This window comes from Pseudoalteromonas sp. A757, assembly GCF_004103285.1.
In the GTDB taxonomy this organism is placed as follows: domain Bacteria; phylum Pseudomonadota; class Gammaproteobacteria; order Enterobacterales; family Alteromonadaceae; genus Pseudoalteromonas; species Pseudoalteromonas galatheae.
Genome location: NZ_QNQN01000074.1, coordinates 399,843 through 413,656, shown reverse-complemented (window position 1 = coordinate 413,656; position 13,814 = coordinate 399,843). Strand labels below are relative to the sequence as shown.

Below are 13,814 nucleotides of genomic sequence, written 5' to 3'. Positions count from 1 at the left end.
AGTTGGTAATTTTCTGGTAGTGGCTGTGGTCTTTTTGGCAACGCATTAAAACCTAGACCTAGATATAGACCTGTGCAATGTAAAAAAAGCGTTAATCTAAAAATTCAGGATTTTTTATTGGTTGGGTGTCTTTTTCTCAAGCTAATTAATTCTTTTTTGTGAGGGAGTGTGACGGGCAGAAGTTTGAAGTTTGATCATACTTTTTTGGTAGATTCATTTTTCTACCGTAATTTTATGTGATTTTTAACGCTTAGGGATATGAAAAATATAAGGTATTTTTTTCGTAAAATGTTCTTATTTATCTTCAGTTGTTCCCAACTTAGAGTTGAAGGTGAAAAGACGTAATAAAATATATCATTTCATCATTTTGTTATGATGGACTTGATATAGATTATGTTTTCTCACGAAATGTAACACTCTGGTAACTGGCACAGGTGGGAGCGGCTCAGATAAATGAGTCATAACAGGACGTTAGTTAAGTGGAAAGTTGCGGTTGGCTGAGTCCGGCAACAACTCAAGGCCTGCACGGAACACTTAATTGAAAAAATAATATAATAAATCTCTAAGGAGAACAGTGTGAAGTTTTCTAAATCTATCGTGAGTTGCGCTATCGCGCTTGCGTTAACCCATTCAATTACAGCACATGCTGAGGCAAAATCAGATAATAAAGCGCTTTCTACTTCTGCACTTTCACAAGTGGAGCGTGCAAGTGGAACAAGTAACGAACTCAAACTCTCACAAACTTCAGGTAGCCAAGGTGGTAACGAGTTAGCTTCGGTGCAGCTGGGTACTTCTAACCTGACAGATGTGACTACGATTGGCGACAATAATATTACTGAGGCCGATCAGAATGGTACTGGTAACGTCGCTATTGTGACGACCACTGGTAACAACAATAACCAAGTATATAGTCAAGATGGTGAAGCAAACGGCGCATTAACGGAAGTTACTGGCGACGACAATGCGATTGACGTTCAGCAGTCAGGTAGTGGAGTCCTTGGGATCAACAACGAAGCCATCAATGTTATTAATGGCGATCAAAATACCATTACGGTATCTCAAGGCTCTGGTGGTCAATGGTTTTACAACCTTGATATGCAGGGCAGCCAAAACGAGATATCAGCAACACAAGCTGGTATGTGGAACGAGGCCACTCTTGAGTCAGTACAAGGTGATATGAACCAAATTACCTTGGACCAAAATGGTCTATATAACCAATATAAAGTGGTTAGCCTACAAGGGAATGAAAACGAAATTGAGTCGAGTCAGAACGGCAACTTCAACGTTATTGCTGTAGAGACCGTGATTGGTGATGACAACCAGGTTGAGATTGAGCAATCGGAAGGTGATAGCAATACGGTTAACGTATTTGAAATTACTGGAAACAATAATGAGTTTAGTATCGATCAGGAAGGCTCAACTAACACCTTTGCATCAGATCTATTAGTTGGTAACGACAACGAAGTGACGACTGAGCAGCGTGGTGACGAGAATAAAGTTCAAGCTGATGTTGTTGGTAATGATAACGAATTTACCGCAATGCAAATCGGTAATGGCAACGAGATGTACCTTGGGGTTGCTGGTGAAAACAATGAGTTCTCAGCGACTCAAGTGGGTGACGCGAACATTGCACATGTTGCGAACTTCAACGGTAATGATAACGATATTGATGTTACTCAGACTGGGGCTGAGAACGAGGTGATTGTACAGTCTTCTTACCCAGACGTTAGCCTTGCAAGTAATGATAATACCGTTGATATTTCACAAAGTGGCACTGGTAATGGTGTGGCCCTTACCATGAGCAGTGTGGTTGATAGTAGTTCAAACCAAGTAGATATTGCGCAATCAGGCGAATTTAACGCGATCGATTTAATGCTTGAAGGCAGCCGCAATATGTTAGACATCACACAAAATGGTAGTAACAACTTTGTGATGGGGATGGGCTCAGAGGCATTTATTATTAACGGTGATGATAATGCATTTACAGTAAGCCAAATTGGTGACGGCAACTTAGTCCAAGGTGGAATTACAGGTAGTGGTCAAAACATTACCGTAACTCAAGTTGGTGACAACAACGTTGCTACAATTACTCAGCAGTGATTGAGTAATAAATGAGAGGCCCTGTGCCTCTCATTTTTCTCTACTTAATTCAGATAAATATTGAGTTTCCCTACCTCTCGAGTTGTGAGTAATCCACGATGATAAGAAAAATAATACTCTTGAGTGCTTTGCTTTGTTTGCCTGCTTCACTAAGTGCTCGAGAAGATGTAGAGATTGATGGTTTAGTCATAGATCAAAGTATAAGTCGATTTGGACACCAATTTTACTTTCAGTTTTCACAACTTTGGAGAGATGTTCCCAATACGTCCGGGATCAATATTACAGTGAAAGAAACGGTATTGCCTCGAGCTGGCACTCGACTTGAGGTATTAATGAATAATCGAGCAGTCTACGCGACAGCAATGGGAAGAAGAGGCGGCTCCGTTGATGAGCGAGTCGAAACTGCCATTTTCACCATTATGGATGCAATGGCAAGAGAGCAATATCAGCAAAGTGGTTCAGAAGATTTGGCAGCAAGTGGGTGGTAACATGACAATAATAAAAACAACAATCGTGTGTGCTGGGTTAATGTTAATTGGTGCAAATGTGACAGCGACGGAACTCGTTTATAAACCAATTAATCCAGCATTTGGGGGTAACCCGCTAAACGCCAATATGTTACTGAGTAAAGCGCAATCTCAAAATAAGCACAGAGCGCCAATCATAGAAAAAACCTATGATGAAAAGTTTCAAGAGTCGCTTGAGCGTACCTATCTCAACCGTTTGGTGAGAGAGATCACGGATGTAGCGTTTGGTGAAGATATTCAAGACAGTATCTTTAATCAAGATGCGACATTTATGAGTGGCGACTATCAAATCCAAGTGATCACCAGCACACCCGACACAATCACAGTGAGAATAACGAATACAGCATCGGGTGAGGAAACCATTCTGGAAGTACCTAGGTTTGCCTCATCGGCTGGTGGAGGATATTAAATGCTCCGCGTAATTTTATTGGTTTTTTTGTTCCTGCTTGGAGGTTGTTCCAGCATGTCGCGCGTGTTACCACCCTCGCAAAGCGTGGCAATTGAGTTGACCGACACCGAAACTTTTGCAGAATTGAAAAACTTACCCACTCCTAAAGGTAGAATTCCCGTTTCTGTTTATTCATTTCGTGACCAAACTGGGCAATATAAGCCTCAAGATAATGTAAGCTCATTTTCAACAGCGGTGACCCAAGGTGCTAATTCAATTTTAATGCAGGCACTACACGAAACTGATTGGTTTATTCCGGTAGAGCGTGAAGGACTGCAAAACCTGCTGACTGAGCGCAAGATCATCCGTGCGGCAAATGATGATAATGACACAAGCGCTTTACCACCATTAATGACTGCAAAGATCATTTTAGAAGGTGGGATCATCAGCTATGACTCTAATATCCGTACAGGTGGTTTGGGGATGGAGTATTTTGGTATAGGTGCATCTGAGCTTTATCGTGAGGATGTTATCTCCATTTATATGCGCGCAGTTGATGTTCGTACAGGACAAGTGTTGCTCTCCGTCGCCAGTAGCAAAAAAGTGCTATCTATGGAAGTTCGGGCTGGTTTTTTCCGCTATGTGAGTTACAAACGTTTAGCCGAAGCTGAAGCGGGGTTTAGCGATAATGAACCGATGCATATTTGTGTAACGCAAGCGATAGAAAAAGCGCTGACTTTGATGGTAAAACAGGGCATTGAAAAAGGCGTGTGGTCGGCCGCAACAGCATCGTAGGTCGCGCTTTAGCGCGACAAACCTTTGCCACAACGTTCCTTTTTGCATGGCACGCACCACCAACCGTAGGTCGCGCTTTAGCGCGACACATTTTTAAGCGCGACAAAACCTTGAACACGTCCTCACATCACCCATCTAAAAATAAAGAATAATACTGGTGCATGAGATTCAACAATAAAGTCAGCCACCAATAAGCTGAGTATGTTAATCTAAACGGCAATGAAATAATAAAGAACGCTAACATCATGCACGTACATATTTTAGGGATTTGCGGTACCTTTATGGGCGGGATCGCAGCCATCGCTCAATCATTGGGGCACAAAGTCACAGGTTCAGATCTCAATGTTTACCCCCCGATGAGTACCCAACTCGAATCACTCGGTATTGAATTAACCCAAGGGTACGACCCTCAACAACTCATTGATGTTGAGCCTGATGTGGTGATCATCGGCAATGCCATGAGTCGTGGTAATCCGTGCGTTGAATATGTTTTAGAAAAGGGTATGTGTTATACCTCGGGCCCTGAATGGTTAAAAGACCATGTATTACGCCAGTCATGGGTGTTGGCGGTTGCCGGTACGCATGGCAAAACAACCACAGCAAGTATGTTAGCGTGGTTACTCGAATACGCAGGATTACGCCCGGGCTTTTTGATTGGTGGCATAGTGCAAAACTTTGGTGTGTCGGCGCGCACCTCAGATACGCCATTCTTTGTTATCGAAGCCGACGAATACGATACGGCGTTTTTCGATAAACGCAGCAAGTTTGTCCATTATTTACCTCGCACGTTAATACTCAATAATCTCGAATATGATCACGCTGATATTTTTCCAGATTTAAATGCCATTCAAACCCAGTTTCATCATTTAATTCGCACGCTACCCAGTCAGGGTAAGGCCATATATCCAGCAGATGATGCTGCGTTACAAAACGTTATTGAACGCGGTTTTTGGAGCGAGCAGGAATCGCTTGGCAAAGAATGGTCGTATAACCTGCTCAAGGCTGACGGTTCTCGCTTTGTGGTGTTATTTGAAGGCGAAGAAAAAGGCGAAGTAAATTGGCAGGCGATTGGTGTGCATAATGTGAAGAACGCCATGATGGCGATTGCGGCAGCAAGACATGTGGGCATTCCAATTGAGGTGAGTATCGAAGCGCTAGGGCAATTTATTTCTCCTAAACGCCGTATGGAAGCCAAAGGGGAAGTTAATGGCGTTACTGTCTATGATGACTTCGCGCATCACCCTACAGCAATAGCAACGACCCTAGCAGGGCTTAGAGCTAAAGTTGGAGACGCACCTATCATTGCTATTTTAGAGCCGCGCTCAAATACGATGAAGCTTGGCATTCACCAAGAAACCTTATTGCAATCGCTTGATGCGGCAGATGAAGTGTATCTATTCGAACCAGAAGGCTTATCTTGGTCTCTTAAAGCACAAGCCGAAACTGCGGGTCGTCAGTGTTTTGCAAGCGTAGATGAGATTGTCGCACAGGTTGTGACAAATCAAGCACCAAACCAGCATGTGTTGATCATGAGTAATGGTGGTTTTGGTGGCATCCACGACAAACTTTTAACTGCATTGAAAAAGTAATCATTATGTCAGAACAAACATTTAATGGGCCAATTACGCTGGCCTTTAGCGGTGCGTCGGGCGCCCCTTACGGACTGAGATTACTCGAGGTATTGGTGTCGTTAAACTATCAAGTTTACGTGCTAATCTCGAGCGCAGCCAGAGTAGTGCTGGATACTGAGTCCAATCTAAAACTCTCTGGTAATGAACAAAAAGCAACGGAGCAACTACAGGCGCTTTTCTGTGCTAAAGATAAGCAAGTTCAGGTGTTTGGTAAAGATAACTGGTTTAGCCCTGTGGCATCCGGTTCGGCCGCTCCAAAGCAGATGGTGGTGTGCCCGTGTAGCGCAGGAAGCGTGTCAGCCATTGCGCTTGGGGCATCTGACAACTTGCTTGAGCGTGCAGCCGATGTGGTGCTCAAAGAACGTGGCCAATTAATATTAGTGCCGCGCGAGACGCCCTTTAGTCCAATTCATCTTGAAAACATGCTCAAGCTTAGCCGCTTGGGGGTGACTATCATGCCTGCAGCGCCTGGTTTTTATCATCAGCCACAAAGTATCGATGACTTGGTCGACTTTATGGTGGCCCGTATTTTAGATCATCTAAACATCGAGCATACCCTAGCTAAACGCTGGGGTTATGGAGAATAATAAAATATGACAATAGCACTAAACATCAAAGGGTTAAAAAAAGTTTATAGTAACGGCGTTGAAGCCGTTAAAGGCATTGATCTCGAAGTTCAAGAAGGGGATTTCTTTGCGTTGCTTGGTCCAAATGGAGCGGGTAAATCTACCACAATAGGCGTTATTGCCTCATTGGTGAATAAAACCCAAGGCAGTGTAGAGGTTTTTGGTCATAGTATTGATACTCACCTGGAAGACGCTAAGTCGAACTTAGGTTTAGTACCACAGGAGTTCAACTTTAGCCAGTTCGAGACGCTAAACCAAATTCTAGTGACTCAGGCGGGCTATTATGGTGTGCCAAGAGACGTTGCCCATCAGCGAGCCGAGAAGTATCTCAAGCAGCTAGGATTATTTGAGAAAAAAGACAAGCAAGCCCGCACGCTATCCGGCGGTATGAAGCGTCGCTTGATGATTGCAAGAGCATTGATGCATGAGCCAAAGCTCCTTATTTTGGATGAACCTACGGCTGGTGTGGACATTGAGCTACGCCGTTCAATGTGGGACTTTTTACGTGAAATTAATAAGCAAGGCGTAACGATTATACTCACAACGCATTACTTAGAAGAAGCTGAGCTGCTGTGCCGAAATATTGCGATTATTGATAAAGGCACGATTGTTGAGCATACGACCATCAAGGCATTACTTGCAAAGTTGGATAAAGAAACGTTTGTACTTGATCTTAAGTCGCCCATGCAGCCTGTGGCACTCGATGGTTACCAATTTACCACCGTTGATGACCATACTATTGAGGTAGAAGTAGCTAAGTCGCAAGGGCTCAATGGGGTGTTCACACAGCTTACAGAGCAAGGTAATCAAGTATTAAGTATGCGTAACAAAGCTAACCGTTTAGAAGAGTTGTTTGTTGGCTTACTGGAGCAGGGGAGAGGGGCATAATCGTGTTGAAATATGGCGTCGCGTTAAAAAGTATTTGGATAAAAGAGTGTATTCGGTTTTTACGTATTTGGGTGCAAACCTTGGTACCGCCAGCGATCACCATGACACTTTATTTTGTGATATTTGGCAGTTTAATCGGCTCGCGCATTGGTGAGATGGGGGGCTTTAGCTACATGGAGTTTATTGTACCTGGCTTAATCATGATGTCGGTGATCACCAACTCCTATTCTAATGTTGCCTCGAGTTTTTACTCCACCAAGTTTCAAAAGAGCATTGAAGAGCTGCTCGTGGCACCCGTGCCTAACTATATTATTGTGCTTGGCTATATGGGCGGTGGCATGGCGAGAGGAATGCTAGTCGGACTTATTGTTACTATCGTCAGTCTGTTTTTCGTGGATATTCAAATTCACAATCTTGCAGTTATCATCATTACGGTTATTTTAACGTCAGCCGTGTTTGCATTGGGCGGATTGATCAATGCGGTGTTTGCTAACAGTTTTGACGATATTAGTATTATTCCAACTTTTGTGCTGACACCTCTGACTTACCTTGGTGGCGTATTTTACTCAATCACATTGCTGCCGGAGTTTTGGCAAGGTGTGTCACAGGTAAATCCAATCATTTATATGGTAAATGCCTTCCGTTTTGGCTTTTTAGGTGTTTCGGACGTTGATATTGGCGTCGCCTTTACGGTATTAGGTGTATTTATATGTGGTCTATTTTGGTTGTCACTGCACTTGATTAAACGCGGTGTTGGGTTAAGACACTAACGTAAATAGCATTAATTTGGAAAAATGAGCGCTGCCATCAATTGCAGCGCTCTTGTGTTATTTCAGGTAAAATCCTTACTAATCCCCCTTAATAATGACTGGTTATGACAGAAGCAAACTCTCGTAGTATCACCACTAATCAACAGGGCCTACACGATAAGCTCGATGAAATCGTTACTAAGCATCTAACCGCTGAGTTTAAAAAGCCCATTGCGGCACATACACAAAGTGCTTTCGATGAGGTTAATGCGCGAGTACAGGCCTTTAATGGACCGATTATTTTGGACTCATGTTGTGGTGTTGGTGAAAGTACAGCAAATTTGGCGAAGCGACACCCTGATGCATTGGTAATTGGCATAGACAAGTCTGCGCATCGACTAGATAAACACGACGTTGAATATAAACAAACGGAGCAAGGCCAATATATTTTGGTGCAAGCCGATCTCAATGACTTTTGGCGATTAGCGCTGGAAGCAGATTGGCAGCCAACTCACCATTATTTGCTGTATCCCAATCCGTGGCCGAAAGCTAAACATATTCAAAGACGTTGGCATGGTAGCGCGGTGTTTCCTTTTATCGTCAAGTTAGGTGGTAAGTTGGAGTTGCGCAGTAATTGGGAGATTTATGTCAAAGAGTTTGCCAGAGCTTTGGCGCTTAGCGGCGTTGATGTTGAAGTGGAAGCCTATGAAAGTGATGAGGCCATTACGCCCTTTGAACGTAAGTATTGGGCAAGTGGTCAATCAAGTACCCGCCTAGTCGTAACACTTTAATTTAATCCGGCACTTCAGGTTGATAAAGCGGCTTAAAGGTGGCCGCTTGCTTTGCCTATCCAGCTCCCTTCCAATCTAGCAACGCCTGCAGCTTCCAATTGTTTTGCCTGTTTGCTGGTGGCAACACAGGGTACAATCAAGTCTATCCGCTTGGCATTGCAATGACTTGCTAGATATTCAATGGAGCTCAGCAGCATCTCATCTTCATCTAAGTTTTCACAAATACTAGCTTCTAAACAAATGGCATCCAGTGGGAGTTTTAAGATCCGGTTGATAGTAAGGAAACCGCAATTCACACCCGTTACCGCAACATTTGCACCTTTTGCTTTTAACGACTGCATCATTAAGCTCATATCGCTAAAGTTTTTGAGTACATCCGTTTCATTAAACTCAAATGTGATGAGCTGTGGTTGTGGGTAACGGCGTAGGATCTGGCTGATATATTCAAAGTATTCCGCATCCGCGATTTCACTGTGACTTAATTGCATGCTCCAAGCATGGTTTGATTTACGAAAACGGGTGACGCATAACTCAAGTAGTTTCATGCTAATTTGTGCGCGAAGTTTAGGCTGCTTCATTACCGGATAAAAATGTTCGGCGTCGATGATAGCGCCGCGCTCGTTAAGGACCCGTGCCGTGCAGTGGTACTGAATGTCAGCATGGTCGTGACAAGCTTTACGCGGCGTAAAAAAGGGAATGATGCGGTCTGATTCACACGCGCTTTGCAGTAAACGAGTGAGATGGAGGTTTTTTGATTGTTGCTGGGGGTTTATTTGCAGCTGAGAATCAAAATAACAGACTTGGGTATTTTGCTGTTGAGCCTGACGCAGCGCGAGAAAGGCATTCTCAAGCAACAGCGCGCAATTGCCTTTAGCAACACCCGCACACAAATTAACGTATAAGTGCGGCGCATCGTATATGGGTTTTGCACAAGGAAATGTCTCCGTTAAGTTCGCCAAATAATGCTCACCATTTTCGATACTGGTCACTAGCGCAATTTTAGAGGTGGTTAGGCGGTAAACCTCAAACGGATGAGTAAACTCGATAAAGTAGCTCATGACTTTTGCCATAACGTTATCGCCGACTTCTGTACCATAGAAGCTAATGATATCTTCAAGCTCTTTTACCCACACTACGCTCAAGCAAAGGTGTTGCGACTTAGAATACTTAAGTGCCTGCTCAAGGGCAATTCGGTTGCCAAACCCGGTGCGGCTATCCGTTGTTAAGGTTTTCTTGTAATACATAAAGTACAGGCTTACGACAATCAAAAACATCACAAAAAAGAAGCTAGCGTCAATCGCGGCATCCATCACACTTTCTTGTAACCGACTTTCTAAATCGTGTATTGTCAAGTCAGCGCCTGCTATATAAGTAGTGCCATCGGGCAGCACGAAGGGAATAAACACACTTTTAAAGTGACCCCATTTGTCCTTATCGATTTCAAATACTGGTTCGGTGGAATGAAAGGCGCTTTTTAGAGTAATGGATGCCTCAGTATAAACGTCTTGATAGCGTGTTAGTCGGTTGAGTTTGAGATCTTCTCGAGTGTAACTGGATGCAGTAAAATGCACATAAGGTGGCTTTAGCACCATGGTATAGACGTATTCAACGTTTAGAGCACGGGCAAGCTCGGTGAGTGCGTGGCTTTTTTGCTTAAACTCAGTTGCAGTTATCTGATTAGGCGATTGGTGATACTTTTTGCCAACAATGACGTTTGCGCTGGTGGCGGCATTGACAAGCTGTGCGTCAATTCTGGCCATGATATCGCGGCGTGTATCGTAATAGTTGGCGATTACATAAATCGATAAAGCAGCTAAAAAGATAAATGAGGCTAATAGAAGCCATGCAACAGGGAGTCGGGAAGTATAACCTGTAAACCCTAAAAGCGGAGTCGCTTTTGCTAAATGGTGTTTAGACTTGGCTTTGAGTGGTTGAGCTATGCTCCGCGTATTCATGATAATCCTTTATCCACAATATCGTTATTTCGCAACGATAAAATGCCTAACTGGCGCTGCTTTGTTACATAATATAAACAATACAACATAAATTGATATCTTGAGAAGAAATAAAGCAAAAAACTTCCTCAGCAATGATCAATAAAATGCATTGTTGCAGGCAAGTCGGTAATGTGCCGTTTTGCTGGGCTATGTTCCTATTTTATACCTCACTTTTGACGAGAATGTAAAATAGAAACGCTAGAACACCTGGGGATTTTTCACTGAACTTTCGTTGGGTTTTAATAAAATTGTCAATGTTTCATGAATTTTAACTAGACAATAGAAGACAATTCCCTTTCTTTACAGTAAAGTTAGCCATTTCATGTATCACAATCTCTTGTGCAATTTGTATCTACTCAATCTCTTGAATGGGTAGGTAAGCTACTGCACCGTTTGATGTTTAGGTAGTATTGATGGGTCCAAAGCGTTGCGCCGTTGCGTCTGAAGAAAGCTTAATGCGTATATTTACTGTGCCTGAGGCGCCTGATTCAACTTTAAGCAGAATCGAGCAAGAAATCTCGAGCAATTTGGCTGGCTTTTTAAATGAGAATATTGCGGCAATTGAAAAGCCTCTGCACGAAGTTGAAAAAGATTTTCAGTCGGCGGTGATCCCCGAAGTGCCGATGTTTGTCTCTGACTATGCGCAAGATATCATGGAGCAATTAGTTGCCCATTCAGTGCATACCGCAGCCCCAAGTTTTATTGGGCATATGACCTCAGCTTTACCGCATTTCGTGTTGCCTCTGTCGAAGTTGATGGTGGGACTCAATCAGAACCTAGTCAAAATCGAAACGTCAAAAGCTTTTACTCCGCTCGAGCGTCAAGTATTGGGAATGATGCATCACTTGGTTTATAGCAGTGATGATGCTTTCTACGATAAATGGATGCACAGCGCGAAAACGTCACTCGGTGCTTTTTGTTCGGGTGGTACCATCGCCAATATAACTGCGCTTTGGATAGCACGAAACCGTTTATTAAAAGCGGATGGTGAATTTAAAGGTATTGGCGCATCGGGTATTGTGGCCGCAATGCTACATTATGGCTATCGAGGCTTAGCGGTATTGGTTTCTGAAAGAGGACATTATTCGTTAGGCAAGGCCGCAGATGTTTTAGGTATTGGTCGAGATAACTTCATTTCAATCAAAACGGCTTGCAACAATAAGGTCGATGTTAATGCCATGCGAGCCAAAGCTCATGAACTTGAAGCACAAGGGATAAAAGTATTGGCCTTAGTTGGTGTCGCTGGGACGACCGAAACGGGCAATATTGATCCACTTGAAGAGATGGCCGATTTAGCCGAAGAACTCAATTGCCACTTTCATGTTGACGCAGCTTGGGGTGGGGCAACACTTTTATCAAATAACAATCGCCACCTTCTTAAAGGGGTGGAGCGAGCAGATTCAATTACCATAGATGCACATAAACAAATGTATGTGCCTATGGGAGCGGGTATGGTGTTGTTTAAAGACCCAGCGGCATCTGATGCAATCGAGCACCACGCTGAATACATCTTACGTAAAGGCTCTAAAGATCTGGGAAGTCATACATTAGAGGGGAGTCGCCCGGGTATGGCGATGTTAGTGCATGCATGTTTGCGTGTTATTGGCCGGCAAGGCTATGAGATGCTTATTGATAAAGGGATTGAAAAGGCGCGGTATTTTGCCGAACTAATTAAACAAACCCCCGATTTTGAGCTGATCTCTGAACCTGAGCTATGTTTGCTGACTTACCGCTATGTGCCTGAGCAAATAAAAGCGGTAATCGCACAGGCGGGTGAACAGGAAAAAATCGATATTTATGCCGCACTTAACCGTTTTACTGCGAGCATGCAAAAGCGTCAGCGTGAAGCAGGCCGCTCTTTTGTTTCTCGAACACGATTAACACCAGAGCAATATGATCGCCAACCAACGGTCGTATTTCGTGTAGTCTTGGCTAACCCTCTGACATCAGAGTCTTTGCTTAAGGAAATCATGGATGAGCAACGACAATTGGCAATGTCAGATCCGGTATTTAAAAAATACCTCGCAAAATATATTAAATAATCAACGAATAAAGTGGCCTCGTGCCACTCTATTAATCTCACCTTTACTACCTTTTAGTATTGCCCTATTTACGGTTTGCTCTACTTATATTCTTATTTATAACATAATCGTGTGAAAATATTCCTAAACATAGGTTAATTCTAGTATTTAAGACTATGCTTAAAAATTATGGCGCGTTATGCTAGTGGAAAAGAATAAAATCTTCGTATTATGTTGAAGAACTTTAGCAATGTTACGCAAAGGCTTAGAAGGCTCAGCTCGCAAGAACTTGATGTATCGGGAACATTTCAAAGCTTCCTGATTGATTTACTTGATGAAGGTAAGCTTACCTTAGACGTCACTCGAGTTTCTGTCTGGTTATTTGATGATCTCGACAAACCTTCTGAGCTTATCAATGTTGCAAACACGGATTGGCAGGGTGATGAATTACCTATGCAACTACCGGCCTTAAAGTATGAGAACTTTCCAGCTTATTTTTCTGCAATTAACAGCGGACAATCAATAAATGCGAACGACGCGGCTGCGGATCCTAGAACATCTGAATTTCAAGAGTGTTATTTAACGCCAAATCACATAGTAACCATGTTAGATACTGTGATCTTTAAAAATGGTATTCCACACGGGGTGGTGTGTTGTGAAGGAAATAATGGTGTACGCACATGGCACAAAGATGAAATTGCTTTTGCGGAGATGATAGCAGATTGCTGCAGTCGCCGATTATTGGTTAAAGAGCTATGGCAGCTACAGCAGCAACTCACAGATATGGCATTTAAAGATCCGCTCACTGGATTAAGTAATCGGCGCTTTTTAATGGATAATGCAAAACGTGAGATTAGTCGTCATGCACGCTTTGATCATCCATTTAGTATGATGATGCTAGACATAGATCAGTTTAAAAATATCAACGATAACCACGGCCATGAAACCGGTGATTTAGTGCTTAAAAGCTTTGCCGAAATCTGTGTGAATACCCTAAGGCTAGAAGATTGCATGTGTCGTTTAGGCGGCGAAGAATTTATCGTGCTGTTACCTAACACACCAGTAAACTCTGCAATGGTGATTGCCGAGCGCTTGCGACGGGAAATTGAGCTCGCGGTTATTTCCACACCGTCTGGGGAGATAGCCATTACATCAAGTTTTGGAGTTGCTGAAGTCAATACCAACTTACCGTTTGGTCATTCGTTAAAAGCAGTAGACCATGCGGTGTATCAAGCCAAAGCCTCAGGCCGTAACTGCGTGATACTTGCGCAGTAGCTGTGGTTTTAAATATGCCAGCAACA

The 13,814-nt window shown here is 43.2% G+C and carries 12 protein-coding genes; 11 read left to right on the top strand and 1 reads right to left on the bottom strand.

Features of this window, described 5'->3' with window-relative positions:
- The first annotated feature begins 576 nt into the window (after positions 1-576).
- From DRB05_RS21420 to DRB05_RS21380, 9 genes are all read left to right on the top strand, one after another.
- Positions 577-2,100: a curlin gene (locus DRB05_RS21420; RefSeq protein WP_128728715.1), complete on the top strand. Its 1,524-nt coding sequence runs from the start codon at positions 577-579 to the stop codon at positions 2,098-2,100.
- A 98-nt stretch (positions 2,101-2,198) separates the two neighbouring features.
- A complete protein-coding gene (locus DRB05_RS21415) occupies positions 2,199-2,588 on the top strand; it encodes a CsgE family curli-type amyloid fiber assembly protein (RefSeq protein WP_128728714.1) in 390 nt (129 codons plus the stop codon).
- A gap of 1 nt (position 2,589) precedes the next feature.
- Positions 2,590-3,036, top strand: a complete 447-nt coding sequence (locus DRB05_RS21410) for a curli assembly protein CsgF (RefSeq protein ID WP_128728713.1) — start codon at positions 2,590-2,592, stop codon at positions 3,034-3,036.
- Positions 3,037-3,810, top strand: a complete 774-nt coding sequence (locus DRB05_RS21405) for a CsgG/HfaB family protein (protein WP_128728712.1) — start codon at positions 3,037-3,039, stop codon at positions 3,808-3,810.
- Positions 3,811-4,055: 245 nt separating this feature from the next.
- Entirely contained in the window at positions 4,056-5,399 is a 1,344-nt protein-coding gene (mpl, locus tag DRB05_RS21400; protein WP_128728711.1) for a UDP-N-acetylmuramate:L-alanyl-gamma-D-glutamyl-meso-diaminopimelate ligase, read from the top strand.
- Between the two features lie 5 nt (positions 5,400-5,404).
- Positions 5,405-6,028, top strand: a complete 624-nt coding sequence (locus DRB05_RS21395) for a flavin prenyltransferase UbiX (RefSeq protein ID WP_128728710.1) — start codon at positions 5,405-5,407, stop codon at positions 6,026-6,028.
- A 6-nt stretch (positions 6,029-6,034) separates the two neighbouring features.
- On the top strand, positions 6,035-6,955 hold the full coding sequence (locus DRB05_RS21390) for an ABC transporter ATP-binding protein (protein WP_128728709.1): 921 nt from the start codon (positions 6,035-6,037) through the stop codon (positions 6,953-6,955).
- Positions 6,956-6,957: 2 nt separating this feature from the next.
- Entirely contained in the window at positions 6,958-7,725 is a 768-nt protein-coding gene (locus tag DRB05_RS21385) for an ABC transporter permease (RefSeq protein ID WP_128728708.1), read from the top strand.
- A gap of 104 nt (positions 7,726-7,829) precedes the next feature.
- Entirely contained in the window at positions 7,830-8,495 is a 666-nt protein-coding gene (locus DRB05_RS21380) for a methyltransferase domain-containing protein (RefSeq protein ID WP_128728707.1), read from the top strand.
- Positions 8,496-8,527: 32 nt separating this feature from the next.
- On the opposite strand, the gene DRB05_RS21375 is transcribed toward DRB05_RS21380, so the two are convergent.
- The gene (locus DRB05_RS21375; protein WP_128728706.1) at positions 8,528-10,450 is read right to left on the bottom strand and encodes an EAL domain-containing protein; all 1,923 of its coding nucleotides are present in this window, start codon (positions 10,448-10,450) and stop codon (positions 8,528-8,530) included.
- 455 nt (positions 10,451-10,905) lie between these two features.
- Here DRB05_RS21375 and panP point away from each other — a divergent pair, with 455 nt between their 5' ends.
- Complete coding sequence (panP, locus tag DRB05_RS21370) at positions 10,906-12,534, top strand: pyridoxal-dependent aspartate 1-decarboxylase PanP (protein ID WP_128728705.1); 1,629 nt, start codon at positions 10,906-10,908, stop codon at positions 12,532-12,534.
- 210 nt (positions 12,535-12,744) lie between these two features.
- Positions 12,745-13,788: a sensor domain-containing diguanylate cyclase gene (locus tag DRB05_RS21365; RefSeq protein ID WP_128728704.1), complete on the top strand. Its 1,044-nt coding sequence runs from the start codon at positions 12,745-12,747 to the stop codon at positions 13,786-13,788.
- The last annotated feature ends 26 nt before the right edge of the window (positions 13,789-13,814 follow it).

Coding starts and splice junctions, on each gene's coding strand:
- DRB05_RS21415 (WP_128728714.1), top strand. CDS start 2,199: ATGATAAGAAAAATAATACTCTTGAGTGCTTTGCTTTGTTTGCCTGCT.
- DRB05_RS21410 (WP_128728713.1), top strand. CDS start 2,590: ATGACAATAATAAAAACAACAATCGTGTGTGCTGGGTTAATGTTAATT.
- DRB05_RS21405 (WP_128728712.1), top strand. CDS start 3,037: ATGCTCCGCGTAATTTTATTGGTTTTTTTGTTCCTGCTTGGAGGTTGT.
- mpl (WP_128728711.1), top strand. CDS start 4,056: ATGCACGTACATATTTTAGGGATTTGCGGTACCTTTATGGGCGGGATC.
- DRB05_RS21395 (WP_128728710.1), top strand. CDS start 5,405: ATGTCAGAACAAACATTTAATGGGCCAATTACGCTGGCCTTTAGCGGT.
- DRB05_RS21390 (WP_128728709.1), top strand. CDS start 6,035: ATGACAATAGCACTAAACATCAAAGGGTTAAAAAAAGTTTATAGTAAC.
- DRB05_RS21380 (WP_128728707.1), top strand. CDS start 7,830: ATGACAGAAGCAAACTCTCGTAGTATCACCACTAATCAACAGGGCCTA.
- DRB05_RS21375 (WP_128728706.1), bottom strand. CDS start 10,450: ATGAATACGCGGAGCATAGCTCAACCACTCAAAGCCAAGTCTAAACAC.
- panP (WP_128728705.1), top strand. CDS start 10,906: ATGGGTCCAAAGCGTTGCGCCGTTGCGTCTGAAGAAAGCTTAATGCGT.
- DRB05_RS21365 (WP_128728704.1), top strand. CDS start 12,745: ATGTTGAAGAACTTTAGCAATGTTACGCAAAGGCTTAGAAGGCTCAGC.